The 24,979-nt window shown below is 71.6% G+C and carries 19 protein-coding genes; 5 read left to right on the top strand and 14 right to left on the bottom strand.

Annotation, left to right across the window (positions count from 1 at the left end; genetic code table 11):
• Window positions 1–3 precede the first annotated feature (3 nt).
• From fxsT to fxsA, 5 genes are all read right to left on the bottom strand, one after another.
• A complete protein-coding gene (gene fxsT, locus FEF34_RS31015) occupies window positions 4–3,936 on the bottom strand; it encodes an FxSxx-COOH system tetratricopeptide repeat protein (RefSeq protein WP_171053163.1) in 3,933 nt (1,310 codons plus the stop codon).
• Window positions 3,920–5,296, bottom strand: coding sequence for an FxsC protein (fsxC, locus tag FEF34_RS31010; protein WP_171053162.1), 1,377 nt, complete (start codon window positions 5,294–5,296; stop codon window positions 3,920–3,922). Before fsxC ends, fxsT begins: the two co-directional genes overlap by 17 nt.
• Window positions 5,297–5,377: 81 nt before the next feature.
• Entirely contained in the window at window positions 5,378–6,154 is a 777-nt protein-coding gene (locus FEF34_RS31005; protein ID WP_138056111.1) for an aminoglycoside N(3)-acetyltransferase, read from the bottom strand.
• Complete coding sequence (gene fxsBH / locus FEF34_RS31000; protein ID WP_234042620.1) at window positions 6,135–8,357, bottom strand: radical SAM/SPASM protein FxsBH, inactivated beta-hydroxylase extension form; 2,223 nt, start codon at window positions 8,355–8,357, stop codon at window positions 6,135–6,137. Before fxsBH ends, FEF34_RS31005 begins: the two co-directional genes overlap by 20 nt.
• A gap of 50 nt (window positions 8,358–8,407) precedes the next feature.
• Window positions 8,408–8,524, bottom strand: a complete 117-nt coding sequence (gene fxsA / locus FEF34_RS30995; RefSeq protein ID WP_138056110.1) for an FxSxx-COOH cyclophane-containing RiPP peptide — start codon at window positions 8,522–8,524, stop codon at window positions 8,408–8,410.
• Window positions 8,525–8,807: 283 nt separating this feature from the next.
• On the opposite strand from fxsA, the gene FEF34_RS30990 reads away from it, so the two are divergent.
• Window positions 8,808–9,710, top strand: coding sequence for a DUF4231 domain-containing protein (locus FEF34_RS30990; protein WP_138057832.1), 903 nt, complete (start codon window positions 8,808–8,810; stop codon window positions 9,708–9,710).
• Window positions 9,711–9,860: 150 nt separating this feature from the next.
• Here FEF34_RS30990 and FEF34_RS30985 read toward each other — a convergent pair whose 3' ends face one another.
• The 3 genes from FEF34_RS30985 to FEF34_RS30975 form a co-directional block, all read right to left on the bottom strand.
• A complete protein-coding gene (locus FEF34_RS30985; RefSeq protein ID WP_138056109.1) occupies window positions 9,861–10,340 on the bottom strand; it encodes a hypothetical protein in 480 nt (159 codons plus the stop codon).
• A 446-nt stretch (window positions 10,341–10,786) separates the two neighbouring features.
• Window positions 10,787–11,692, bottom strand: coding sequence for a S1 family peptidase (locus FEF34_RS30980; RefSeq protein WP_138056108.1), 906 nt, complete (start codon window positions 11,690–11,692; stop codon window positions 10,787–10,789).
• Between the two features lie 560 nt (window positions 11,693–12,252).
• A complete protein-coding gene (locus FEF34_RS30975; protein ID WP_171053161.1) occupies window positions 12,253–13,494 on the bottom strand; it encodes a DUF5685 family protein in 1,242 nt (413 codons plus the stop codon).
• A 289-nt stretch (window positions 13,495–13,783) separates the two neighbouring features.
• Here FEF34_RS30975 and FEF34_RS30970 point away from each other — a divergent pair, with 289 nt between their 5' ends.
• Complete coding sequence (locus FEF34_RS30970; RefSeq protein WP_138056106.1) at window positions 13,784–14,218, top strand: cell division protein SepF; 435 nt, start codon at window positions 13,784–13,786, stop codon at window positions 14,216–14,218.
• A 39-nt stretch (window positions 14,219–14,257) separates the two neighbouring features.
• Here FEF34_RS30970 and FEF34_RS30965 read toward each other — a convergent pair whose 3' ends face one another.
• The gene (locus FEF34_RS30965) at window positions 14,258–15,448 is read right to left on the bottom strand and encodes an acyl-CoA dehydrogenase family protein (RefSeq protein ID WP_138056105.1); all 1,191 of its coding nucleotides are present in this window, start codon (window positions 15,446–15,448) and stop codon (window positions 14,258–14,260) included.
• Between the two features lie 158 nt (window positions 15,449–15,606).
• Window positions 15,607–17,334, bottom strand: a complete 1,728-nt coding sequence (locus tag FEF34_RS30960) for an MFS transporter (protein ID WP_138056104.1) — start codon at window positions 17,332–17,334, stop codon at window positions 15,607–15,609.
• A 412-nt stretch (window positions 17,335–17,746) separates the two neighbouring features.
• On the opposite strand from FEF34_RS30960, the gene FEF34_RS30955 reads away from it, so the two are divergent.
• A complete protein-coding gene (locus tag FEF34_RS30955; protein ID WP_138056103.1) occupies window positions 17,747–18,823 on the top strand; it encodes a phosphatase PAP2 family protein in 1,077 nt (358 codons plus the stop codon).
• Window positions 18,824–18,940: 117 nt separating this feature from the next.
• Here FEF34_RS30955 and FEF34_RS30950 read toward each other — a convergent pair whose 3' ends face one another.
• Window positions 18,941–19,156, bottom strand: coding sequence for an I78 family peptidase inhibitor (locus tag FEF34_RS30950; RefSeq protein ID WP_138056102.1), 216 nt, complete (start codon window positions 19,154–19,156; stop codon window positions 18,941–18,943).
• 456 nt (window positions 19,157–19,612) lie between these two features.
• On the opposite strand from FEF34_RS30950, the gene ctaD reads away from it, so the two are divergent.
• The gene (gene ctaD, locus FEF34_RS30945) at window positions 19,613–21,337 is read left to right on the top strand and encodes an aa3-type cytochrome oxidase subunit I (protein WP_138056101.1); all 1,725 of its coding nucleotides are present in this window, start codon (window positions 19,613–19,615) and stop codon (window positions 21,335–21,337) included.
• Here the strand turns inward: ctaD and FEF34_RS30940 are convergent.
• Complete coding sequence (locus tag FEF34_RS30940) at window positions 21,288–22,253, bottom strand: helix-turn-helix transcriptional regulator (RefSeq protein ID WP_138056100.1); 966 nt, start codon at window positions 22,251–22,253, stop codon at window positions 21,288–21,290. The genes ctaD and FEF34_RS30940 overlap by 50 nt on opposite strands.
• Here FEF34_RS30940 and FEF34_RS41575 point away from each other — a divergent pair.
• Entirely contained in the window at window positions 22,252–22,419 is a 168-nt protein-coding gene (locus FEF34_RS41575; RefSeq protein ID WP_171053160.1) for a hypothetical protein, read from the top strand. The two genes, FEF34_RS30940 and FEF34_RS41575, sit on opposite strands and share 2 nt — an antisense overlap.
• Window positions 22,420–22,517: 98 nt before the next feature.
• On the opposite strand, the gene FEF34_RS30935 is transcribed toward FEF34_RS41575, so the two are convergent.
• Both FEF34_RS30935 and FEF34_RS30930 read right to left on the bottom strand, forming a co-directional pair.
• A complete protein-coding gene (locus FEF34_RS30935; protein ID WP_138056099.1) occupies window positions 22,518–22,970 on the bottom strand; it encodes a hypothetical protein in 453 nt (150 codons plus the stop codon).
• 533 nt (window positions 22,971–23,503) lie between these two features.
• Window positions 23,504–24,787 carry a glycosyltransferase gene (locus FEF34_RS30930; protein WP_138056098.1) on the bottom strand — a complete coding sequence of 428 codons (1,284 nt, stop codon included), beginning with the start codon at window positions 24,785–24,787 and terminating at the stop codon, window positions 23,504–23,506.
• Window positions 24,788–24,979 lie beyond the last annotated feature (192 nt).

Below are 24,979 nucleotides of genomic sequence, written 5' to 3'. Positions count from 1 at the left end.
CGGTCAGACGGCCAGCGGCTCCAGGTCGCGGTGGGTCCTGCGCTCGTCACGGGCGATCCGGGTCAGCGCGTGCTCCTCGCCCAGCAGCCGCGCGAGTTCCTCCGCCGTCTCCGTCCGCAGGGCCGCCGCCTCGTCCTTGCGGCCCAGTCCACCGAGGGTGACGGCGATGTTGGAGGAGACCGCGAGGACCTCGGGGTGGTGGACGCCCAGGACCTCGCGCAGCTTCGACACAGCCCGCCGCTCGGTCTCCAGCGCCGACTCCAGCTCGCCCAGGTCGGCACGGGCGTTGGCGAGGTTGACGGTGCAGAACAGCGTGTGCGGATGCGCCGAGCCGAGGACGTCGGTCATCCGGCGGACGGCGGCGACGAGCAGCTGCTCCGCGGTCTCGGGGTCGCCGCAGCCCCACTGGTAGATGCCGAGGTTGTTGATCGCGGCGAGGGTGTAGGGGTGCGTCTCGCCCGGCACATTCGTGTACTGGTCGACGACCTCCTGGGCGAGGTCCCGGGCCGCGACCGGCTCCCCGGCCGCGAACAGGTCTGCCGCCAGGTTCAGATCACAGGCGAGCGAGTCCGGGTTGGCCGAGGTGTACTTGGCGCGGTAGCGGTTTCGGGTGGCCGTCGTCAGCCGGCGGGCGTCCTCCAGCCGGCCGGCCCGCCGCAGGGAGACGGCGAGACTCTTGCCCGCGGCGAGGGTGCCGGGGAAGGCACGGCCGAGGGTCTGCTTGTAGCTCTCGTAGGTGCGGCTGAGCAGGCTGACGGAGTCCTCGTACCGGCCGACCTCGCGCAGGTCGCGGGCGAGTGAGGTGGCCGAGGAGAGCGTGTAGGGGTGGTCGGGGCCGAGCACCTCGGTACGGCGGTCGAAGACGTCCTGGTCGATCTCGCGGGCCCGTGCGTACTGGCCGACCATGCGCAGGTTCAGCGCCAGGTTGTTGGCGGCGGCCAGGGTCCGCGGATGGGACTCGTGGAAGATCTGGCTGAACCCCTCGTGCGCCTCGGTGGCCAGCTCCATGGCCTTGCCGTACCGGCCGAGCGTGCCGAGGTCCATCGCCAGACCGCTGGTGGTCATGTACGTGTGCGGGTGGGACGGGCCGAGCACGGCGCGCTGACGTTCCAGGGTGACCTCGTCCAGTTCCCTGGCCTCCACGTAACGGCCCTGCGAGCGGAAGATGTTGGAGAGGTGGAAGCGCAGGTACAGGTACTGCAGGTCGTCGTTGCCGAGCATCTCGCGCCAGGCTTCGCGCAGATCGTCGCCGAGGGCTCCGGCGGCCTGCCAGTCGCCGCGCTTCCAGAGGTAGCGCACCCGGTCGATGAGGAGCCGGCGGGTCTCCGGCTCCTTGCAGTAGCGGGCCTCGGACGGGCCGAGGTGCGGCCAGATGGTGTTGAACCGCGTCCAGGTCTCGGGGTTGTCGATCGGCTCGTCGTCGTCGGGGCGGGCGCCGGCGAGGATGCGGTGGACCGCGTGCCGGGCGTCCCGCTGCTCCTCGTCGCTGAGCTGGGCCCGGATGACGGCCTGGACCAGCCGGTGCACCTGGATGGAGTTGGACACCTGGTCGACCTTGGCGAGGGCGAACCGGCCGATCTCGCGGATGACGCGGCCGAGTACGAGCTTCTCCTGGAGAGAGGGGTCGTACGGCTTGAGCGCCTCGATCATCTCCTTGCTGTAGAGGAGGTTCGCGGAGATCGGCTCGGGGGCGAAGAAGGCGCAGAGCTGGAGCAGCCGCACGGCGGCCGGGGAGCGCTCCTTGAGGCGTTCGATGGAGACGTTCCACGTCGCGGCGACCGGCTCCGGGTAGCCGGCGGGCTGGTTGAGCGCGAGGACGCTGGGCGCCTGCCGGGCGAGCTGCTCCAGATAGGCGGCGACGGGTGTGGCGGTCTCGGCGATCCAGGCCGCGGCCTGCTCGACGGCGAGCGGCAGGTCGCCGACGGCGGCGGCGACCTGGTCGGCGTCCTGCGGGGTGAGCCCGGGGGCGCGGCGCTGGAGGTGCTCGACGGACTCCTCGCGCAGGAAGACGTCGACCGGCAGGGCGTCGCCGTACTGGGACCAGGTCTGGTTCCGGGAGGTGACGAGGATGTGGCCGCCGGTCGGGAAGAACCGCTTCAGCTGCTCCGGGTCGTCGGCGTTGTCGAAGACCAGCAGCCAGCGGGAGGTCGGTACGCCGCGCCTGAGCAGGTCGACCGCCTCCTGGGAGGCGGCGGCCATGTCCTCGCCGCCCTGGGCGCCGAGCCGGGTGGCGAGTTCGGCGAGCCCGGCGACGACGTCGTCGGTCTGCTCGGAGGAGATCCACCACACCAGGTCGTAGTCGGCCATGAAGCGGTGCACGTACTCCAGCGCCACCTGGGTCTTGCCGACGCCGCCGAGGCCGTACAGGGTCTGCGGCTGCGGCAGCACGACGGCCATGCCGCCGCCGAGCTGGTCGCGCATCCGCTCCAGGACCACGGACCGGCCGGTGAAGCCGGGGTTGCGGGCGGGCGCGTTCCAGATCTTGGGGACGGTGCCGGGGAACCGCGGACCGGGCGCGACCCCGTCGGTGAGCTGGACCGGGCGGTCGAGCGCGCGCAGCAGTGCGCTGGTGGCGTGCACCTCGTCGAGGCGGAAGAGGTCGACGGGGTTGCGGTCGATGTAGGGGGTGGTGAGGCGCACGTCGCCGACGCGCAGCGGCAGCAGATGGCGGCCGCGGCCGCCGCCCGGGTCCTCGGCCGCGGCCCGGTCCCACACCTCCACGGCGCGGGCGGACTTGAGGTAGGCGCTGGAGAGGAGGACGACGGTGCGGGCGGCGTTCTCGGGGGCGAGGACGGCTGAGCCGTCCTCGGGCGGTTCCGCGGAGACGTCGCGCGGGACGACCCGGAAACCGGCGCGGGTGAGGACGGACTCGATCCAGTCGGCCCACATGCGGTTCTCGGCGACGTAGCTGAGGAACAGGTCGGCGGGCAGGGCGGGGCGGCGCCGGGTGAAGGCGTCCCTGATCCGGAGCCTGGTCTCCTCGCCGACGGTGGGCATGGCGGTGATCTCCCCTTCGGTGACGACGGCGGTGAGCCGTTCGAAGGCGGAGAGCAGGGAGTTGGTGAGTCCGGCCTCGTCGCCGAAGGTGGCGAGGGTCTCCTCGTAGGCGTAGTAGGGGCGGTACGGGATCTCCACCGCGCCCCAGTAGGAGGTGAGTTCGTCGCCGGCGAGCCCGGTGGGGAAGCGGTCGAACTTCAGCCGGGCGAGGGCCCGTCCGGCGTCGGCCTTCTCCTTCTCGCCCTCGTCGATGCGCATGGGGACGGGGAGGACGCGGATACCGCGGCCGCCGTAGCGCTCGTCGATCTGGCGGGCGACGGCGGCGGCGCCGTCGATGGACTGGTCGCTGAGGGTGAAGCAGTCGACGAGGACGTCCGGGAGGTGGACGGTGCAGATGTCGGCGATGTCGCTGAGTCCGGTGCGGCTGTCGATGAGGACGTAGTCGTAGTTGGCCTTCATGTCGTCACGCAGGGCGTCGAAGAAGTGCCCGCCGCCCAGCCGGTCGTAGAAGTTGTCCCAGTCGAAGGTCGAGACGGTCGCCGAGTACTCGCGGTTCTGCTTGCCCGCGGAGACGAAGTCGAGGGTGCCGCCCTCGGGGAACTCCCAGCCGAGGTTCTCGGGGGTGAGGGAGACGGCGTGCGGCTGGATGCGGGCGTAGTCCCGGTGCCAGTCGTCGGGACGCTGCACGGGGCTCGTCGCGGCCCAGGCGTACTCGGTGATCAGGTCGATGACACCGGTGGTGGCGCCGAGCGTGGACGGGTCGAGGAAGGGGTGGAAGAAGCGGTGCAGGCCGGGGGCTTCCAGGTCCCAGTCGACGGCGAGGACCCGCTTGCCGTTGGCGGCGAGTATCCAGGCGGTGTTGGCCATGGCCATCGTCCGCCCGGTGCCTCCCTTGTACGAGTAGAACGTGACGATGCGTCCGTCACGACTGGCTGTCATCCGTGTCCTCCGCATCCGGCGCGTGGTCGAGCGTGTCGGGGATGTAGTGCGTGGTGGCGTACTCGGCCGCCATGGGGCCGCGCAGCCTCGGACGTTCGGTGTGGCTGCCGCCGGCGGGCGGATAGACCTGGGCGTGGCGCAGGTACTGCTGGGCGGCCGCCTCCACGACCTGGGGGAGGATCTGGCCGAAGGCCTCCATGCTCGGTACGCCGCGGGCGGCGGCACGGCAGGCGGCGCGGCCCTGGCTGAGCTTGGTCGGCAGGGTCTGTTCGAGCTTGGCGCTGAGCTCGTTCTCGGCGCCGCGGCTCTGGTGGTCGTCGCGGTTCCAGGGGACGACGACGCTGACCCAGGGCCGGTTCTCGGCGTCGAAGGCGGCGAGCCGCTCGCGCCTCTCGTCGTCCTCCAGGGCCCAGCGGTCGATGATCAGCAGCTCCGGCCTGGTCGGAGGCTGCTTGCTGTCGAGCGGTGTGCTGTCGTGGTCGAACGAGGCGATGGTGGCCTGGTAGTTGAGGGTCCGCACCAGATCGCGGGCGACGTAGGCGAGCGGCCGGTGCGCCTCCGGGTAGTACGGGTTCCAGTCCTGCGGCATGTCGCCGTAGTACTCGGGGCCGCGTCCCGGGGGCAGGTCGTGGCGGGTCGGGGCGGCCACGGTCAGCTGGATGGGGCGGGGGCCGGTGCTGCGCGGCCTGGCCGGGTCGGGGGTGCCGAAGGCGCTGGGGGCCTGCCGGTAGTCGAGCGGTCGGCTGGGCCCGACCCCGGTGGTGTCCGCGACACTGACGATGCGTTTGGCGAGTTCGTAGACCGCCCGCTCGTACTCCTCGGCGAATATCCGGAGTTTGATCAGCCCGTAGAGCCCGTCGGTGACGTAGCGGTCGCCGAAGGCTCGGTGGTTGAACTGCAACCGCTCGGCGGGGCCGGGCAGTTGCTCGGGCGGCACCGGCACCCACAGCGCGGGCACGATGGCCTCGGCGAGCCGGTTGCTCTTGGCCTGGTGGTAGATCTCCCGCTGGGCGAAGGCGAACCACTCCTTGCCGCACATCTCGCTGGCGAAGTAGCGGGGGGAGAACAGCGGCACGAAGACCCGGCAGGTGGCGAGGACTTCGGCGAGCCGCTCGGACCACCCCTCGCCGGAGCGTATCTCCCGGTCCATGAATCCCGCGGGGGCCCCGGCGGGGAGATCGGTCATGGCCATCACATGGCCGCACAGATCCCGGAAGAGACGTTCGACCCACATGTCGGGGTCCGGCCCGCCCGCCCCGTACCTCGGTGTGTGCGCATAGCTCAAGAAGAAGTACGGCCGATGGTCCGCCGCTCGCTGCTGCGATGACGCGTGCACACGACCCCCGTCCTGTATGAACACCCGCACTCCATGGTGAATGAGGTGCGAGCGGACCAATCATTCCGGAGCAGGTCTTGCTCCATCACCTGGTCATTCGGTCAATCAGCACCGCTTTTCGGACATCCACGCCACTGCATGGTCCACCGCGTCGGTGATCGAGAACAAGGTTGCGGTCGTTCCTCCCAGTTGTCCCTTCTGTTCGAGATTCCAGGAGAAGGCGGCTCCGACGGCGTCGAAATCGCCGTCGTCGAGTTGGACGTCCCGGTATTCCGTCCATTCCGGGCCGTGCGCCCCGCGCACCACACAGGCGTACCGGCGCAGCGGCGCGCCGATTCGGTACTCCGCCAGGTGGAAGGCGGTGCAGACGGAGAAGCCCACATTGATCATCAATACCCGCGCCCCGGCCCGGTAGAGCGCCCCGAGCGGGGACTCCTCGCCGAGGTGGCAGGTGAGCGGGTGCCGGGAGAGGAGTTCCCCGGCCCTGCGGCCGAGCGCGGCGAACGACGTCTGGGGGTGGGCGCTGCGCATCGCGCCCGGGGTGGTCCGTACGCACTCGGCCAACCGGCCCATCCCGGTGCTCGGTGTGGTGGCCGGGTCGTAGGCGGGCATCGTGGCCCGGAAGGCCGCCGCCTGAGTGGGTGTCATCCCGGCCACTCGCCGCAGATGGGCGGCGGAGGTGTCGGAGTTCTCGGTGGTGAAGGCGGGGACCACGAGCGTGCCCTCCGCACCGAGCGTCCGCAGCAGTGCGTCGAGGAGCTCCGGGGCGTCCAGGCCCGTGCCGCCGAGCCCCGCGTGGACGAGGACCGTCTCCCCCGTCCGTAACCCGAGTTCCGTCAGCTGCCGCGCGAGCCCGTCGCGCTCAACGACTGTGCCGGTCACGGTCCGCCTCTTCCCACAACAGCGCCAGCAGACGCTTTCCGCCGACGGTGAGTTCCGCGGCGCGGCCCAGGGTGTCCAGCGCCCTCAGGGCGGCTTCCGCGCCGTCCGGGTCGAAGGCGCGGAGCCCGGTCCGTTCGTACGCCCCCGCGAGCAGTTCGGACACCGGGACCGGCGCCTCCTGCCACGGTGCCGGGTGGGTCCACAGGCCGTCGTCGGCGTAGAGGTCGGTGACCTCCAGCAGGGCCCGGAGGCGCGTCCGGCGCCAGCCGCGGAGCAGCAGGGGCGCCAACTCCGCGGCCCCGGCCCGCAGTGGGACGCCCAGGGCGCCGAGGGCGTGCCGTCCGGCCGAGGGCCGGGAGCCGTCGACGGGGGTCAGTGTGGTGAGCGACGCGGCGGCGGCCGCGGCCTGTTCGGGCGCACGGGCGCGCAGCAGGCCCCAGGCGCGGGCCAGCCGGTCCGTCCAGTCGGCCGCCTCGCCGTGACCTAGCCGGGGCAGCGCGCAGGCGTCGAAGCAGTCACGGTACGGGTCGAGGTCGTCGATCGCGAGGTCGGGCGCCCCGTCGCGGCCGAGCCGGCGGACGGGCCGCCAGCCGGCGCCCGGTTCGTCGGGCCGGGGAATGCGCCGCTCGCCGTCTCCGGTACGCACGAGGAGGCCCTTCTCGACGGGCCGAACCTCAGCCGTGCCGCGGGGTTCCGCCCCGGTGAGGCGGAGTTCGCCGAGCGTGGGCAGCAGCAGCGTCCCGCCCTCGTACGGGACCGGCACGGGAAGGTCGAGGCCGCCGCGGACGACGGCGGCGGCGACCGACGACGCCAGCCTGGCGACCGGCGACAGCACGGCGCCGGGCACGCCCTCGTGTAGCGCGTCCAGGGCACCGAGGAGCCAGCCGCGCGTGTACGGGTGGGTCAGCACGGAGTCGAGCACGCCGGGATGCCGGTCGACGGCGCCGGCCAGTTCCCAGGCGCGGGCCCACTGCTCACCGCCGCGCCCGTCCAGCTCCCTGTGCAGGTCGGCGAGGAGCAGCCGCGTCAGCTCGTGCTGTTCGGTCCGCAACTCCCCGTCGTCGGTGACCGCGGCGGGCACCGACCGGGCGGCGGTGCGGTGCTCGATACCGCGGACGAGGGCCTCGAGGTCCGTGCAGTAGACGGAGGTGTTGTCGAAGCCGGTGCCGGAGCGGTGGCGGTGGGTGTAGAGGCCGCCGCCGCAGGAGCGGACGACGGGGCACTCGCGGCAGGTGCCGCAGACGCCGGCGAGGCCGAGCTGCCGGGCCCGGACGCCCGGGTGGGCGGCGACCTCGTCGAGGGTGTGGGCGAAGACGTCGAAGCCGGTGGCCGCCGCGCCCTCGTACGCGGTCTTGAGCGAGTCGACCTGCTCCAGGGTGCCGTCGGTCTCCACGACGACGAGGTCGGTGGGGGTGAGCCCGAGCGACTCGGTGAGTCCGGGGCCCCCGGAGAGGGTGGAGAGGACCGAGGCGAAGAGCCGCACCGGTACCCGGCGGCCCTGCCGGTCCCAGCGGTCGAAGACGGCGAGGAGCCAGTCCGCGTAAGCGGTCGGAGAGCCGTCCGGCCGGGGCGGTGGCTCGTCCCAGGTGGCGTGCGGCAGCAGGAAGTCGATGCGCGGGGGGTCGAGCTCCGTCAGTGCGTCGAGCACGGCGACCGGGTCGTTGGCGACGTCGACGGTGCACAGGAGGCCGAGGTTGAGATGGCGCCAGCGGTCCGTGCTCAGCAGTCGGACGGCCTTCAGGACGAGGGCGTGGCTGCTGCGCCCGTCCGCGAAGCGGCGGTGGCGGTCGTTGGCGGCCCTGTCGCCGTCGAGGGAGATGCCGACCTTGACGCCGAACTCGTCGAAGAGTTCCAGATAGCGGGGACCCAGCTGGAGGCCATTGGTGTGAATGCGCAGGTCGAGTGCGGCGACACCGTCGAGGGCCTTGGTGAGTTCCTCACAGACCCGGCGTAACCGGGTGGGGCCGGCGAGCAGAGGCTCCCCTCCGTGCAGGATCACTGACACGGAGGGCAGGGCATGTTTCTTCGCATGCTCGGCCAGTCGCAGAGCTGTCCAGAAAATCGCCTCGTCAGAGATTGTCTTCGGGCGGGTGCGCCAGCTCTGATCAGCGTGTTCGTAGATATAGCAGTGGTCGCAAGCAAGATCACATCTGCTGTGGACCTTCAATACGATCTCGCGGAACGGGACCACGGGTCGGGTCATTCCGCCAGTCTAGGGCAGCCCGCCCGTCGTACGGACGGTCTGGAACCGGACTAGAGCGCGGAGTTGAACGTGGACATCCGTGCGGAGCGGTCGGCGCCGGCGGGGCGCACTCGACCCAGCTTCCGGGCCGCCTCGGCGTCACGTACGTCGATCTCGGTGAGAGGCACCCGATCCTTCTTCACAGGAGCAAAGGTGACTGAAGTCTGGAGGGTCACGGCGGCCGTCCTAGGTCATGTTGTGCTAATGGGGGAGCACCGGGCACCGTTGCAGTGTCGGCGGCACGACTTTACTCTCATGGCCACCCGCAGCAACTCGGCACGGAGGGCTGAAACGAAAGCGTTGCGCGAGTATGCCCCACTCCGAACGGAACAAGCCATTCCATCGAACGAGTGAAGCCAAAATCCGCAGAGGGGGGCACGTATGACCGGCATTCCCGGCCATCTGCAAAGCATGGTCTTTCGAAATTCCGATCTGCCGGCGCTGTTCCACCACGCGGACGAGACGGCCGTCGACCGGCAGCGGGAGTCGGTCAAGGGCACCCGGCTGCAACTGCTCCTCCTGGTCCTGGGCTCGGTGTTCGCGGTGCTGCCCTGGCGCGGGAGGATCGGGGACTCCTTCCAGCTCATGGGATTGCTCAGCGCGTCGGCGTACGCGTGGGTGCTCACCGTCAGCTTCCGCGGGACACGCCGCCGGGCGAAGTCGTACTGGCAACTCAACCGCTCCGCAGCGGAGTTCATCCGGTCCATGTGCTGGCGCTATGCGGTGCACGGAGCACCGTTCGACTCCGACTCCCCCGATCCGGAGCGGCTGTTCACGACGCGGCTGGAGGAAGGCCTCCGTGAACTGCGCAAGGTCGGCTGGGTGGATCCTCGGGAGAACGGCGGGAGCGTGGCCTCCGGCGAGCTGATCACCACCCCGATGCGCCTGCTGCGGGAGAAGGTCTTCAGCGTACGCAAGGAGACGTATGTGAGGGACCGTCTGATCGAGCAGCGCAACTGGTACCACCGGCGTGCGGAGATCTCCCGGCGCGCCACCGCGCTGTGGACGGTGACGATCGGTCTGCTCACCGCGCTCGCGCTGCTGTTCGGGGTGCTGCGCACGTTCTCCGTCACGGACTCGGCCGAGCCGGTGCCGCTGCTGTCGGCGGCTGCCGCGGCGTGCCTGGCGTGGAGCGAGATCCGTCGCCACCAGCCGCTGATCGCGGCGCACTCCCTGGTGGAGGAGGACCTGGCCGCGATCCACATCGCGATGGAGACCTCGGTAACGGAGGAGCAGTGGCCGTCGGCGGTGTACGAGACCGAGCGGATCGTCTCGCCTCAGCACACCGACTGGCTGGTGCAGCACCGGAGTTGACGGAGGCGGTGGACGCGCGGGGGGTGGGGAGCGGCTGAACCAGCGGCCTGCACCGGACGCGGAACGTCGGAATCAGGGGCGGTCCCGGGTGCGGTGGGCAGCCCGGGTACCGGACCGCGCGGCCGCCCTTCACCGCACCGGTTAGGCGCGTCAGTCCCGCTCGACCCCGTCGCACCACACCACCGTCACCGGCGTGCCGCGCTCTCGCGCGTACCGGACGATGTCGCCGGTGCCGCCGAGACCGCGGGCGGGCCGGCCGTCCCAGACGGCGAGGAGCCGGTCGCAGTTGTCGGCGATGTAGGCACCGGCCGCGTAGTACGCCTCGTCCGTGGAGTGGGGGAACGCCAGCCGGACCTCCTGGCTGGCCCGGCACCGGAGCCGCCGGTAGCAGGCCAGGGCACCGGGGTCGCCGAAGCCGTCCTCGTAGTCCCCGCTCGGGATGACGGCGGTGAGCTCGGCGCCGCAGGCGAGGGCGACATCGGCGAAGAGCTGGTCGGCCCCCTCGGCCAGGCTGGAGAGCGCTTCCAGAGCCCCCTCACGGCCGCACAGCAACGCCTTCATACCGGCCAGCACATGGGGCATGGCCTCGGGCGGAATGCTTCTGTGGCCGGTCACTCCGATGCGCTTCATCCGCCCCCCGATCCGTTGTGGCCGACCGCTCAGCCATCCTCTCAAAAGTGTGCACTGCGTCGAGCCCCCGCCGAAGCGCAGCTGCGGTTGCGGCCGGCCGATTCGGGGGCTGCCCCCTCTCGCGGTCAGGGGTCCGGCGGCGGGTCCTGCCCCCGGGACGGGTCGCGAACTCCTCGTCGTGAAAGAGCGGTTCCCACTCGCTCCGGACCCGGATCGCCGGGCTTCCCTGCGGCGACGCGGCCGTGCCACCCGTACCGTCACCGCCGGGAACCCGCCCGGACCGCCCCGGTCGCGTCCGCACCCGCCCCGCACCACAACGTCGGCCTTCAGGACCACGACGGGTCCTGAAGGCCGACGTCAGACGCGACCCCGAATCAACGAACGGCATCCGGTGCGCGACGGGGGCTCTTGTCGAGCACTGTGGCTCCCGGTCTCCGCGGAACGGCTCAGTAGACGCTGACGCCGTAGGCGCTCAGGGCCTCGGTGACCGGCTGGTAGAAGGTCGTACCGCCGCTCGAGCAGTTGCCGCTGCCGCCGGAGGTCAGGCCGATGGCCCGGCTGCCGGAGTACAGCGGGCCGCCGCTGTCGCCCGGCTCAGCGCACACGTTCGTGCGGATCATGCCGTAGACGATGTCACCGCCGCCGTAGTTGACCGTGGCGTTGAGACCGGTGACGGTGCCGCTGTGGGTGCCCGTGGTGGAGCCGCGGCGGGTCACCGACATGCCGACGGTCGCGTTGGCGGCGCTGGTGATGTCGACGCTGCCGACGGTGCCCGGCTTGGAGATGGAGGTGTTGCCGTAGCGCACGATGCCGTAGTCGTTGCCCGGGAAGCTCGACCCCGCGGTCGGACCGAGGACCGTGGTGCGGGCGGAGTTCGCGTACCAGGTGCCCGCCCCGTCGGTGCAGTGGCCCGCCGTCAGGAAGTACGAAGTGCCCGCGCTGTTGCGGACGTTGAAGCCGAGCGAGCAGCGCCAGCTGGTGGCGTAGACGGCGTCGCCGCCCGAGATGAGCTTGCTGAATCTGCCGGGAGTGCGCTCGATGCGGAGGGCACCGGCGTTCGCGCCGGCCGCCCGCTCGATCTGCGCGATCTCGGCTTTGGAGACGGTGGAGTCGGCGGTCACGACCAGGGTGTCGGTCGCCTTGTCGACGTGCCAGGCGGTACCTGCCACATCGGCGGTCAGCACGGCGTCGCTCGCGGCGGAGAGCTGGGACGCGCTGAAGGCGACAGGGGCCTCGACGGCGCTTGCGTTGGGGACGGCCAGCGCGGCGGCGGCGACGAGACCGGTCGTCACGGCGAGCAGACGGATCCGTCTGGCCGCGCCGTGGGTGGGGGTGGTGCGCTTGATCCTCACTTCTCGTTCCTCCCGAGGGGAATCGGGGACCCGACTGTGGGGTGACGGGCCCGTGAGGCGCAGTCAGCGGGCGCGGGGATGTGTCCGGATTCCGGTCACGTTGTGCCCCTGACAAGCGCTGTTTCGGGAGTATTCGACGAGCCAACTTGCCGCGCAAGGGCGCCTTTCGGCCGTACGACGCCCGGTACGGCGACCCGCGGCGTTGCCCAATCAACCGAGCAGGCCCACTACGAGGTCGATCCGGCGCCTGGCGGCCCTTCCCCCGGCCGGAGGGCCGGGGGACCCCGCGCAGCGCACGCCGCTCCCGGACGGGCGAACCCCGCCCGACGCGGCACTGGGGCGTGTTTCGAAAGTCCCGTCCGGGCGGGGGCGGACGCGCTACTTCCGAAGCACGCCCTGAGGGCTGTCCCGTAATCCCCAGCGGGCGCACGACGACAGCTGCGGCACCTCGCTGCGTTGCCGGATCGCCCGAATACGCCCAGTATGAGGACCCCCCTCCGCCTTGCGATGCACCGCATCTGACGCCGCGCGCTGATCCACCGGTGATGACGGGACAGCCCTCAGCCGCAGTCGCAGGGGCAGCAGCAGTCGCAACCGTCGCAGTTGCAGTCGCACTTGCGGCAGCAGCCCTCACGCTTCTTGCGGGACCAGGGGCCTTCGTACTGCTCGGCGCAGCAGAGCCGGCAGGTGCAGCACAGCCCGACGAAGACCGCGCAGCCGGCCCAGAAGCCGCGCGGCTTGGGCTTCGGGGGCTCGCCGCCGAAGCCCAACCGGGGCGGCTCGCCCCCGTTCCCGCCGGGTCCGCCGCCGTAGGGGCTGCCGCCGTACGGGTCGCCGCCTCCGTGGGGACCGGCGGACCCGTACGGTCCCGTCCCTCCCCCGTGGGGGCCGCCGTACGGACCGCCTCCCTGCGGGGGCGGTCCGCCGTGTCCCCGGTGCGCGCAGGCCGCCGAGCCGAAGGCCCGGTCCACGGACCGCCGCAGTTCGTGTGCGAGGAGCACGTGCAGCAGCCGGTCGTCGACGAACTCCGCGTCCCGCAGTGCGAGCCTGATGCCGTGGAGGGCGTCGTCGGCGAGGCGGCGGGCCTCGTTGAGGCTCGTGCCGGTGACCGTGAGCGGGTTCCAGGCACCCGATGCGGCGTCGGCCTCCCGGTCCTCCACGGCGTCCAGGAGGTGCGCCAGCCGTCCGAAGAGCCGGCCGGCCTCGGCGAGCGGCGCGGCGTTGCCGGGGCGGCCGGCGAGGACCGCGGTGTAGGCGAAGGCGGCCGCGGTCGCCGTCTCCGTGGGCTCGGTCACGACCAGCAGCGGCGTGCCCGGGCCGGCCAGCGATTCGATCCCGGCCTGCCGGTCCACCGCGTCGACCAGCACCGCCGTGTCGAAGCCCAGTGCCGCGCCGGCACGGGCGCCGGCACGGTCCCAGCCCTTCGCGATCCGCCGGGCGGCCGCGGCCACCGGCCTGCGGGCCAGCACCCCGTCCCGGTCGGCCACGTGGTCGCGGACCTTGGCGGAGGCGAGGACGAGCGAGACGGCGGCGGCCAGCCGGGCCCCCTCGCCCCGGGCGACAGGCGCGGTGCGCATGGCACGGAGGGGGCAGGGCCCGGCCGTGCGCCGCTGCGCGGGGGTACGCCCGGACTGAGCCTCCGTCAGGACCGAGACGATCAGCCCGTCGTAGCTCGTGACGACCCTGGCGAACTGCCCGTGGTCCGCGCGAAGCGCCAGGCAGAGTCCGCAGAGATGGGCCATCCACTCCGCCTTGAGTCCGTCGGTGAGGCGGTGGGTGCAGGGCCGGACGATTCCGAACACGACGTTCCCCCGTGTGTCGTTCGAGTGTGCGGCCGCATCGTAGCCAGCCGGCCCGTTCACCCGGACGCTCCGGCGATCACCCGTCTGCCGAGGCATTCATATTTTGCTTCGATATGAGCCCCTTCAGGGCCCGTACGCTGGAGGAATCTTGACGAACCGCCACATGTTCTGCACCAGTACCGTCACGAATCCCCTGCGCGGCGACTATCCACTTGGCGCGGGATCCGCATTATGGACGACCATAGGGATATGCGGAACCACAAGTGACCGCGGTCGAAAGGAGGCGTCCATGGGATCGGTGCGCAAGGCGAGTGCATGGCTCGGTCTCGTCGAGGACAACGACGAGCGCTACTACGACGACGAGTACGCCGAGGGTACGGGGGCCGGCGACCAGTGGGTGACCGACCCGCGCGTCCGAGTGGCCTCCGAGACGGCCGAGGAGCAGGGCCGCCGGATCGCCACCGTCTCCCCCGACAGCTTCCGGGACGCGCGCGGCATCGGCGAGCACTTCCGCGAGGGCGTTCCCGTCATCGTCAACCTGACCTCCATGGAACCCTCGGACGCCAAGCGCGTGGTGGACTTCGCGGCCGGGCTGACCTTCGGGCTGCGCGGCTCCATCGAGCGCGTGGCGACCCGGGTCTTCCTGCTGACCCCCGCCGACACGGAGATCGTCAGCGGGGAGTCCGCGGGCCGCCCGGGCGACGGCTTCTTCAACCAGAGCTGAGCGGGGCGCTCGCCGGCCGGCCGCAAGGGGACGGTCGGCCTACCGGAACGCGTCGAGGCCGGTGAGCGCCTTGCCCAGCACGAGCTGGTGCATCTCGACGGTGCCCTCGTAGGTGAGCACCGATTCGAGGTTGGTGGCGTGCCGCATCACGGGGTACTCGAGCGAGATCCCGTTGGCGCCGAGGATCGTGCGCGCGGTGCGGCAGATCTCGATCGCCTCCCGTACGTTGTTCAGCTTTCCGAAACTGACCTGCTCCGGGCGGAGCGTCCCGGCGTCCATCCGCCGCCCGAGATGGTGGGCGAGCAGGATTCCCTTGTGCAGTTCGAGCGCCATGTCGGCGAGCTTGGCCTGGGTGAGCTGGAAGCCCCCGATGGGCTTTCCGAACTGCTCCCGCGTCCTCGCGTAGTCGAGCGCCGCCTCGAAGCTGGAGCGCGCCGCGCCCATCGCACCCCAGACGATGCCGTACCGGGCGTGCGACAGACAGCTGAGCGGGCCCTTGAGTCCCGTCACGCCCGGGAGGACGGCGTCCCCCGGCAACCGCACCTCGTCCAGGACGAGTTCACTGGTGACGGAGGCCCGCAGCGACCACTTGTGGCGGATCTCGGGGGCCGAGAAGCCCGGTGCGTCGGCGGGGACGGCGAAACCCCGGATGCCGTCGTCGGTCTGGGCCCAGACGACGGCGACGCCGGCGACGGAGCCGTTGGTGATCCACATCTTGCGCCCGCTGAGCACCCAGTCGGAGCCGTCACGCTTGGCGTAGGTGCGCATTCCAGCCGGGTCGGAGCCGTGGTCGGGCTCGGTGAGCCCGAAGCAGCCGATGGTCTCGCCGGCCGCCATGGACGGCAGCCACCGCTGCTTCTGCTCCTCCGAGCCGTACTTCCAGATCGCGTACATCGCAAGCGAGCCCTGGACGGACACGAGCGAGCGGATACCGGAGTCGGCGGCCTCCAGCTCCAGGCAGGCGAGTCCGTACTGGACGGAGGTGGCGCCGGCGCAACCGTAGCCGGTAAGCGACATCCCCAGGGCGCCGATCGAGCCGAGCTCCCGGGCCAGTTCGCGGACGGCGGGAAGTTCACCGCTCTCGTACCACTCGGCGATGTGCGGCAGCACGCGGTCGGCGGCCCAGGAGCGGACCGTGTCGCGGACCGCGAGGTCCTCCGGCTCCAGCAGATCGTCGACGCCGAGGGGGTCGGCGGGGTCGAAGGGCGGCAGCTTCGAAGGTGCGGGCATGAGGGTGCCTCCGGCGGCTCGCACGGCGCTGTCCGGGTCCGGACGGCAGCCGGTGTCCTGGAAAGCCGGTGCTGCGGCCGGAGAGGTCTGCCGGTGGACCTCTCCGGCCGCAGCCCTGGCTAGCAGTGGTAGTTAATGCTCGGCGCTGACGTTACGGCTCAGTGTGCCGCGCGTCCAGTGCGTGCCGGGCCGCCCGCCTCCGCGGGCGCACGGCGCGCGGGGACCGCCGGCTCCGGCCGGAGGTGCTCCCGGAGCGGGGCGCCCGCGGAGGCGGGCTCCGGCGCGGGGGGCCCGGACCGGGCGTCCGGGGGCCGCTGCCCGTCGGGGAGATCCGTGAGGTCGTCGGGCTCGGCGCACTCCATGGCCTTCGGCAGCCGGAGCGCGGCCAGCGCGCCGAGCAGCAGCAGCCCCGCGCTGACGAAGAGCGTGACGTGCAGTCCGTGGACGAAGGCGTGCCGGGCGGCGGTCCGCAGCGCGTCCCCGGTGGGGCCGCCCAGCTGGAGGGCCACCTGGTACGCCTCGCCGAGCGAGTGCGCGGCGGCGCTGCGCGCCGCGGGCGGAGCGCTCACGGCGTCGTCGAGCCCGGGGGCGTAGGCGGCGTTCATGACGCTGCCGAGCAGCGCGATACCCATGCCGGCACCCAGCTGGTAGGAGGTCTCCCCTATGGCGGCGGCGCCGCCCGCCTGCTCGGGCGGGGCCTCGCTGAGCATCGACTCGTACGCACCGAAGAGCGTGGTCTGCAGCCCGAAGCCGAGGAGGACGAATCCGGCGGTGAGCAGCAGCGGCCGGTCGTGCTGCCCCATCAGGGTCAGCAGCACCACGGCGGCGGCCGTGAGCACGAAGCCCCAGCCGACCATCCGCCGGGGGCCGAGGCGGCGGAGGGTGAAGGAGCCGGTGGCTCCGGCGGCCATCGCGGCGAAGGTGAGCGGCAGCAGCCGCAGACCGGTCTCCAGCGGGCTCAGCCCGAGCACGAGCTGGAGGTACTGGACGGCGATCAGCTCCAGGCCGACGAGCGCGAGCATGGCGAGGACGATGCAGCCGACCGAGGTGGAGAAGGTCGGCCGGGCGAACATCCGCATGTCGATCAGCGGATGCCTGCGGCGCTTCTGGCGGCGGACGAAGAGGGCGAGGAGCACGGCCCCGGCGAGCAGCGGGCCGGCCGTGCGGTGGTCCAACAGGGCGTCGCCGGCACCGAGCCGCTTCACGCCGAGGACGACGCCGAGCACTCCGGCTGCGGCCATGAGTGCCCCGAGGACGTCCCACGGCCCACCGCGGTCGCCCCGGGACTCCGGGAGCAACCAGCGGGCGATCGGCAGGATCAGCAGCATCAGCGGGATGTTGATCAGGAAGACCGAGCCCCACCAGAAGTGCTGGACGAGGAAGCCGCCCAGAACGGGACCGGTGGCGGCGCCGACCGCGGCGACCGCGGTCCAGATACCGATGGCGGTGGCGCGCTCGCGCCGGTCCGGGAAGACGGCCCGGAGTATGGAGAGCGTCGCCGGCATGATCATCGCGCCGCCGACTCCGAGCATGGCCCGGGCGCCGATGAGCACCTCGGGTGTGGTGGCCAGCGCGGCGACGGCCGAGGCGACGCCGAAGAGCGCGTAACCGAGCAGCAGGACGCGCCGGCGCCCGACCCGGTCGCCGAGGGTGCCGAAGAGGATCAGCAGCGAGGCGCACACCAGGGGGTAGGCGTCGACGATCCACAGGAGTTCGACCCCGGACGGGCGGAGGTCCTCCGTGACGGCGGGCACGGCTACGTGCAGCACGGTCGCGTCCAGCGCGACCAGGAGCAGGCTCACGCAGAGGACGAGCAGGACGACCCAGCGGTTGGCACCGCCGCCGGCGGCACGCGGGCGTGCTCCGGCCGTGGTCCTCCCGAACATGTACGTACCTCCTGCTGGGTCTCGCGTCGGTGGGCCCGGCCGGGGGCTTGGCCCGGTGGGCGGCCCGGCATCGACGGGCGAGTGATCAGCCAGAGTACGCGAGTCCCGGACGGCGGCGCGTGGTGCACCTCTCACCTCGGAGGCCGCGCGGGTGTGGCGTACGCCACGCCGGCGCGGCGCCGCGAGTGCCCCGAACGGGTCCCGGAATTCGGCGCGGCAATCCCGTGAAGTGTTACCACCGCCTGCAAACACACTTACGGAGAACCGGTGCGTCCAATAGGGATCGCGGCCCGCGGGATTTAGTCGGCGACGCTCTTTCAATGCGCCGCTGAGACATAGTCCACATCACATCGTCATCACGAAGAGCCTGGATCGGCCTGGACGGACGCTCACTCGCTGTAACGTCGATTGGGTGCGTACCGACATCTTTGCCCGCCTGGACCGGGAGCCGGAGCCGCCGAAGATAGAGATCCCGCGGATGAGCCGCACCCGTCTCGCCCTCTTCGGCGGGACTTCGGCGTTCTATGTCGCGATCGTCGTCGCCGTGCTCATCTCGTCCTGGCTGGTGATCGTCGACTGGAAGGTCATGCTCTTCCGGCCGTATCAGCAGTGGCCCGAACTGCACGCGTTCCTGGACTACTTCGTGGTGCTCGGCCAGCGCGGACCGACGGCCGTGATGGTCGCCGCCTGGCTCGGCTGGCGCTCGTGGCGGCAGCACACGCTGCGTCCGCTGCTGGTGCTGGGCGCCTCGCTGCTACTGCTGAACGCGACGGTGGGAGCGGTCAAGCTGGGCCTCGGCCGGCTGGGCCCGCACTACGCGACGCAGATCGGCTCCGCCGAGCTCTTCGCCGGCGGCGATATATTTCCTTCGGGCCACACCGCCAATGCCGTCGTGACCTGGGGAATCCTCGCCTACCTGGCCACCACGCCGCGCGCCAGGCGGTATCTGTCGGCGCTGTCCGCAGTGGTCGCCCTGGGCGTCGGGCTGACGACCGTCTACCTCGGTACGCACTGGCTCAGCGACGTGCTGCTGGGCTGGGCCGCCGGTCTGCTGATCCTGCTCGCCCTGCCGTGGTGCGAGCCGCTCATCGCACGCGTCGAGGACACGGTCCTCTCGCTGCGGAACCAGCTGCGCACCCGTCGGCTGCCGGTGCCGTCACTGCCCGTAGCCTCCGGTGGCCCGCGGCCGGCCGTGTACCCGCAGCGGATCCCGGCCGAGGACGGCGGGGAACCGGTGCGCCGCCCGGTGGGGGCGACGAGCGCCGCCCGTTCGGCGGGCACGAGGAGCACCGTCGGCAGCGCCGCGCTGCCGGCCGGGCCGAAGCAGCAGGCCGGAGCGCCGGGCACGTCCGGCGTGACCGCGGCCGCCCGGCACGGACAGGCCCGCACGCACGCGGTGGGGCGGTCGCCGCATCCGCCGCACGCGTCCTGGACCACGGCACCGGCCGGGAGCCGGCGCCCGCCCCGGTCGCGCCCGGTGGGCGGCTGACGGCCCGCGGCGGCGTCCGCGGAGACTCCCACGGCGAAGGCCCCGACCGAGGTCGGGGCCTTCGCCGCGCCCGCCGGGCCGTGTCCGCGAACTTGCGGCACGCCCCGGTCCGCGTGGTCAGCCCTTCCAGCAGCGGCGGACGGTGCCGTCGTCGACCTCGAAGTTCAGCCGGCCCTCGAGGTACTCCATGGTGATGACAGAGCCGGGCGGAAGCGATCTGACGGTGGTCCAGCCGCGGCCGCGGGCGCGCCGCTCCGCGCTGTCGGCGTCGAGGCCGACATAGGACTCCGGGGCGTCGTCTGGCTGTCCTGAGGGTGTCGGTATCGGTGCCATGGAATCACCGTAGGCGGCAGCGGACGGTGACGGAAGGCCCGTCGGCGGCTGGCGAAAAGCGGCGTGGAAGAGCGGTGCCGCACGCATCCCCCGCCCCACGTACCCCACCGGTCACGCTTCTGTCACAGGTTCACGACATGCGTTTAGCCCGGCGTCGATCATCAGTGCGGGCAATCCGAGTTGCTCGCACAGAAATTCCCACGGAATTCCCGAACCACTGCCGCACCGCCCCGTCCGGGGCCGTGAATTGCGTCCGCCGCGCACTTTCCCCGGCCGTCCGCGCAGCACGAATTCATCGTGTTTTACGCATGTCCTACTTCCGGACGAACCGGCGACGCTTCCGGACGAACAGGCGGCGGCCCCGGACGAACCGGTCTCTCACCCGTACGCGTATCGCACCGCGCCCCGTTCCGTGTCCCACCGGTTCGTACGGAGCCCCGTGGCTAGCATCGGCCCATGCGCACGGACACCGCCGAGGCCGCCGCCTCACCGGCGCCGGTGCGCCGGCGGGGCCGGGTGGTCGTGGACTGGCTGACGACCACCGACCACAAGAAGATCGGGCACCTCTATCTGGTCACGTCGTTCGTCTTCTTCCTGATCGCCGGGCTGATGGCGATGCTGATGCGGGCGGAGCTGGCCCGCCCCGGGCTCCAGCTGGTCACCAACCAGACGTTCAACCAGGCGTTCACCCTGCACGGCACGATCATGCTGCTGCTCTTCGCGACCCCGACCTTCGCGGGCTTCGCCAACGAGATCGTGCCGCTGCAGATCGGCGCGCCGGACGTGGCCTTCCCACGGCTGAACATGCTCTCGTACTGGCTGTTCCTCTTCGGCGGGCTGATGGTGCTCGGCTCGCTGCTGGTGCCGACCGGCCCCGCCGCCTTCGGCTGGACCGCGTACGCGCCGCTCAACAGCCTGGAACGCTCCCCCGGCGCCGGCATCGACCTGTGGATCATGGGCCTCGCCCTGTCCGGCTTCGGCACGATCCTCACGTCCGTGAACTTCCTGGCGACGATCATCGGGATGCGGGCGCCGGGGATGACGATGTTCCGGATGCCGATCTTCACCTGGAACATCCTGTTCACGACGATCCTGGTGCTGGTGGCCTTCCCGGTCCTGGCGGCGGCGCTGCTGGTGCTGGAATCGGACCGGCGGTTCGGCTCGGTGGTCTTCGAGGCGGGGAACGGCGGCGCGCTGCTGTGGCAGCACCTGTTCTGGTTCTTCGGCCATCCCGAGGTCTACATCATCGCGCTGCCGTTCTTCGGCATCATCACGGAGATCATCCCGGTGTTCTCCAGGAAGCCGGTCTTCGGCTATCTGACCCTCGTCGGGGCCACGATGGCAATCACCGGGCTCTCGGTGGTGGTGTGGGCCCACCACATGTTCGCCACCGGCGCCGTGCTCCTGCCCTTCTTCTCGCTGCTGTCGTTCCTGATCGCCGTGCCGACCGGGGTGAAGTTCTTCAACTGGAGCGGCACGATGCTCAAGGGCTCGCTGTCGTTCGAGACGCCCATGCTGTGGGCGGTCGGCTTCCTGGTCTCCTTCCTCCTGGGCGGGCTGACCGGCGTCATCATCGCCTCGCCGCCGATGGACTTCCACGTGACCGACTCGTACTTCATCGTGGCCCACTTCCACTACACGGTCTTCGGCACGGTCGTCTTCGCGATGTTCGCCGGCTTCTACTTCTGGTGGCCGAAGTTCACCGGCAGGCTCCTCGACGAGCGCCTAGGGAAGATCCACTTCTGGACGCTCTTCCTCGGCTTCCAGACCACCTTCCTGGTCCAGCACTGGCTGGGTGCGGAGGGCATGCCACGCCGGTACTCCGACTACCTGGCCGCCGACGGCTTCACCGCGCTGAACACCGTCTCCACGATCGGCGCCTTCCTGCTCGGCGCGTCCACGCTGCCGTTCCTCTACAACGTCTGGAAGACCTGGAAGTACGCCGAGAAGGTCACCGTCGACGACCCGTGGGGGTTCGGCCGGTCGTTGGAGTGGGCGACCTCCTGCCCGCCACCGAGGCACAACTTCACCACCATCCCCCGGGTGCGCTCCGAGTCACCCGCGTTCGACCTGCACCACCCGGAGTTCGCGCCACTGCGTCCGGCCGTGCCGGAGCCCCCGCACGACGGCGTCAGCCGGCGGCGTCCAGGGCCCGACCCAGACGGTCCCGGACGGTCCTGATGTGCCCGATCAGCTCCACCGGCTCGACCACCTCGAAGTCGAAGCCCATCAGCACCACGTGAACGACCATCGCGTCCAGGCTTCCGGCACCGGTGCGCAGCAGACAGCTGTCGGGTCCCTCGGCCTCCAGCACCCCGGTGGACGGCGACACGACCTCGGCCGCGCGCTCGACGGGTACCAGCAGCCTGATCACCGCCCTCTCCGCGTACGTCGCCGTCGACACCCCCCGGGACACGTAGGCGGCGAGGTCCTCGGCGGGCGGGGTACGCGGCGGGACGCGCGGCCCGTGCGGCGGTTTGGGGGTGACCCGGTCGACGCGGAAGGTACGCCAGTCCTCGCGGTCGACGTCCCAGGCGACGAGGTACCAGCGGCGCTCGGTGCAGACCAGCCGGTGGGGGTCGACGGTCCGGCGGCTCGTCGAGCCGTTGTGGTCGCGGTACGCGAAGCGCAGCCGCTCGCCGTCGCGGCAGGCGTTCGCCAGCTCGGTGAGGACGGAGGGATCCACCTGGTCCCGCGGTGCGCGCAGCATCGGCACCGTGAAGGCGTTGAGCGCGCCGGTCCGGCGGCGCAGCCGGTGGGGCAGCACCTGTTCGAGCTTGGCCAGGGCGCGTACGGACGCCTCCCCGATGCCCTCGACGCCGTTCCCCGCCGCGGTGCGCAACCCGACGGCGACGGCGACGGCCTCCTCGTCGTCGAGCAGTAGGGGCGGCAGTTCGGCACCGGCTCCGAGCTGGTAGCCGCCGCCGGTGCCCGGGCTGGCGTTGACCGGGTAGCCGAGTTCGCGCAGCCGGTCGACGTCCCGGCGCACGGTGCGCGCGGTGACGCCCAGCCGGTCGGCGAGTTCGGCCCCGGACCATTCACGGTGGGCCTGCAACAAGGACAGTAGACGCAGAAGTCGCGCCGAGGTCTCCAGCATGGGGGCGAGTCTGCCGCCGATCGCGGACATCCGCTGTCCTGATGGGGCCACCTGCGGCTACGACGCGGGCAAGAAAGTCAACGGCCGCAAACGCCACCGCATCAGGCCCGCCGTGCTCGATCAGGCCATGCTGCTGCTCTATGACGAAAGGCTCGTAACCGCATGACGGCCTGGAATCACCGACTTCGGCTCGTCAGGGGGTGAGGTGGGTTGTCGAGGGTCAGGCTGGTGCCGCTGCGTCCCGGCGCTGACGCCCCGCAGGGGTCAGCGCACCCCCATCCTGTCGGCCGCCCAGACAACCGCCACCTTGCCGGTGTCGGTGATATCGCGTGAGGCCTCGCAGATGTTGCCGTCGAGGGGAACGGTCCACGCCGGTTTCCCCGTTGCCGTGTGGTAGCCGTTCACCGCGTCCGCGGCACCGGAGGCGTAGTGCGTGTCGGTGACCCAGCTGCCCGGGGCGGAGACGTACCGGGAGTCCGAGCCCAGGGACCCCTTGGGCGCTGCGACGCGCAGCAGTTCCTCGCCCTCGATGCTCTTCGGCTTGGAAGACGTCGAAGCGGGCTTGGCCTGGCTGGTTGCCGCTTCGTCGTCTTGCAGCAGCGTCACGGCACCAGCACCGGCACCGATCAGCGCGAGCACGGCGACTGCCGATCCGGCCAGCAGCGCGACCCTGCCCCGACCTGCACGCGGCCCGCCGCCCGGAGACTGCGGTGGCATCTGCGGATACTGCGGCGGCTGTCCGGAACCGCTGCCCCGGAACTCCACGCCGTGTAGACCCGGATTGGGGCCGGGCTGCTGTGACGGTGGACCGAAAGCGCCGCTGGGCGGGGGACCTTGGGGCCGGGGTGGGACGGGCGGGTGTGACATGAGGAAGTGGGTTCCCTTCCTGGTGGCTCGATCCGTAAGGCTACGTGACGATCTCGGGGACGTCGCACAGTGCACCGGGCCACCGGCGTCGACACGAAAGGACACCCTGTGCAGCCCGCGGCACCTTCAGCCGGGACAGCGCAACGAGGACCGAGATACTGACTTCGGCTCGTTCAGGGCTGTCCCGCGATCCCCGGCGGGCGCGCGACGACAGCCACGGCGCCTCGCCGCGTTGTCGGATCATCCGAACACACCTGGTACGAGGACGACTTTCCGCCCTGCGATGCACCGCATCCGACGCCGCGCGCCGGTCCCGCAGGGACTGCGGGACAGTCCTCGGGGGCAGTCGGCGCGCGGCGCCGCACCTCCCCCGGTGTGCGCGGTCATGCCGGCCTCCCCTTGCGGACGGCATCGGCCGCCCGGTACCGCAGTGCGTACACCGCGTCCAGTACGGCGCCGCGCGAGCGGTGCACGACGTCCCGGAGCGCGGAGCGGGGACGGACGCGCGCGCCCCGGGCGACCAGCTCGGCGAACAGCGCCTCGTGCCGTTCGGCGATCCGCGCCGGGGCGAACCGCCCGGACGCCACCCGTGCCGCCGCCCCGGCCCTCCGCCGCAGTTCGTCGTCGTTGATCAGGGCGAGCAGGGCGTCGGCGACCGCGTCCTCGTCGCCGACGGGTACGAGCAGTCCGTCGACGCCGTCCTCGATGATCTCGCGCGGGCCGTGCGGGCAGTCAGTGGAGACGACGGGAAGTCCGCAGCGCATCGCCTCGACGATCGTCATGCCGAAGGACTCCCTGTCCGAGGTCACCGCGGCGATGGAGCCCTTGACCCACTCCGGCTCCAGCGGGTGGACCGGCCCCATGAGGAAGACGTGGTCGTGCAGACCGCGCCGGGCGATCAGGGCCAGCAGCGCCTCGCGCTCGTTGCCGGTGGCGTCACCGCCGCCGTAGATCCGGAGCCGCCAGTCGGGGCGCGCGGCGACGACCTTGGAGAAGGCCTTGACGAGCAGGTCGTAGCGCTTGACCTTGAGCAGCCGGCCGGCCGCGACGACCCAGGTGCTGTCCGCGTCCGCGGGGGGCCCGGCCGGCGCCGGCACGCTGTGGGGCACGGCCTCGATCCGTACGTCCGGCAGCCGCAGACGCGTCCGGTAGGCCCGGGCGTCGGCCTCGGTCACGGTGGTGACCGCGTCGAGCAGGGCGTACCGGTGGGCGATCTCGCGGCGCAGCCGGTAGTCGTGGCCGTCCAGGGTCAGGTGCTCCTGGCCGACGCGGACCGGGCCGCGGGGGGCCTGGCGGGTGATGTGGACGTTGAGCCCGGGGCGGGTGCCGACGACGACGTCGGCCCGCAGGGACCTCAGGTACGCGGCGATGCGCGCGTCCGTGAGGCGGCTGTACTGCTTCCAGCGTCCGTCGCCCCGCGGGAACACCCGGGCGGGGCGGGTGTAGTCGGGGTCGGTGCCGTCGTATGTGGGGCTGCCCTGCCGGAGGTCGAGGAGGTGACGCATGGTCACGCCCGGCGGTGCGCCCAGGGTCGGCTCGTCGCGGTGGCGGAAGACCGACACGATCTCCACGTCGTGCCGCTCGGCCAGGGTGGCGGCGAGAGTGAACGTCGTTCGGATCGTCCCGCCGATTCCGTAGGCGTTGTGGAGCAGGAACGAGATGTGCATGCGGTGCCGCTCCCCCCTGGTGATGGGGTGGCCGGGACGGGGTCGCCCCGGCCCGGGGATCCGGAGGGTGGCCGGGGTGCTCGGTTCCCCGTCCGGTCCCTACTGTGGGCGATCCGGCCACTCCCGTCCCGTCGGCCTGCCGTGGCCGTGCGTAACGGTCGCTGCGGACCGGCGTGTCGCCGCCCGGGCGGC

Origin of the sequence: Streptomyces marianii (assembly GCF_005795905.1) — a bacterium.
GTDB classification, from domain to species: Bacteria; Actinomycetota; Actinomycetes; order Streptomycetales; family Streptomycetaceae; genus Streptomyces; species Streptomyces marianii.
Note: the sequence above shows the minus strand (reverse complement) of the source record. Positions and strands in the feature narration are given on the sequence as shown.

Excerpts from the sequence above, each read along its gene's own strand:
- fxsT (WP_171053163.1), bottom strand. The coding sequence starts at position 3,936 with ATGACAGCCAGTCGTGACGGACGCATCGTCACGTTCTACTCGTACAAG.
- fxsBH (WP_234042620.1), bottom strand. The coding sequence starts at position 8,357 with ATGACCCGACCCGTGGTCCCGTTCCGCGAGATCGTATTGAAGGTCCAC.
- FEF34_RS30990 (WP_138057832.1), top strand. The coding sequence starts at position 8,808 with ATGGTCTTTCGAAATTCCGATCTGCCGGCGCTGTTCCACCACGCGGAC.
- FEF34_RS30985 (WP_138056109.1), bottom strand. The coding sequence starts at position 10,340 with ATGAAGCGCATCGGAGTGACCGGCCACAGAAGCATTCCGCCCGAGGCC.
- FEF34_RS30970 (WP_138056106.1), top strand. The coding sequence starts at position 13,784 with ATGGGATCGGTGCGCAAGGCGAGTGCATGGCTCGGTCTCGTCGAGGAC.
- FEF34_RS30965 (WP_138056105.1), bottom strand. The coding sequence starts at position 15,448 with ATGCCCGCACCTTCGAAGCTGCCGCCCTTCGACCCCGCCGACCCCCTC.
- FEF34_RS30960 (WP_138056104.1), bottom strand. The coding sequence starts at position 17,334 with ATGTTCGGGAGGACCACGGCCGGAGCACGCCCGCGTGCCGCCGGCGGC.
- FEF34_RS30950 (WP_138056102.1), bottom strand. The coding sequence starts at position 19,156 with ATGGCACCGATACCGACACCCTCAGGACAGCCAGACGACGCCCCGGAG.
- ctaD (WP_138056101.1), top strand. The coding sequence starts at position 19,613 with ATGCGCACGGACACCGCCGAGGCCGCCGCCTCACCGGCGCCGGTGCGC.
- FEF34_RS41575 (WP_171053160.1), top strand. The coding sequence starts at position 22,252 with ATGGGGGCGAGTCTGCCGCCGATCGCGGACATCCGCTGTCCTGATGGG.
- FEF34_RS30940 (WP_138056100.1), bottom strand. The coding sequence starts at position 22,253 with ATGCTGGAGACCTCGGCGCGACTTCTGCGTCTACTGTCCTTGTTGCAG.
- FEF34_RS30935 (WP_138056099.1), bottom strand. The coding sequence starts at position 22,970 with ATGCCACCGCAGTCTCCGGGCGGCGGGCCGCGTGCAGGTCGGGGCAGG.
- FEF34_RS30930 (WP_138056098.1), bottom strand. The coding sequence starts at position 24,787 with ATGCACATCTCGTTCCTGCTCCACAACGCCTACGGAATCGGCGGGACG.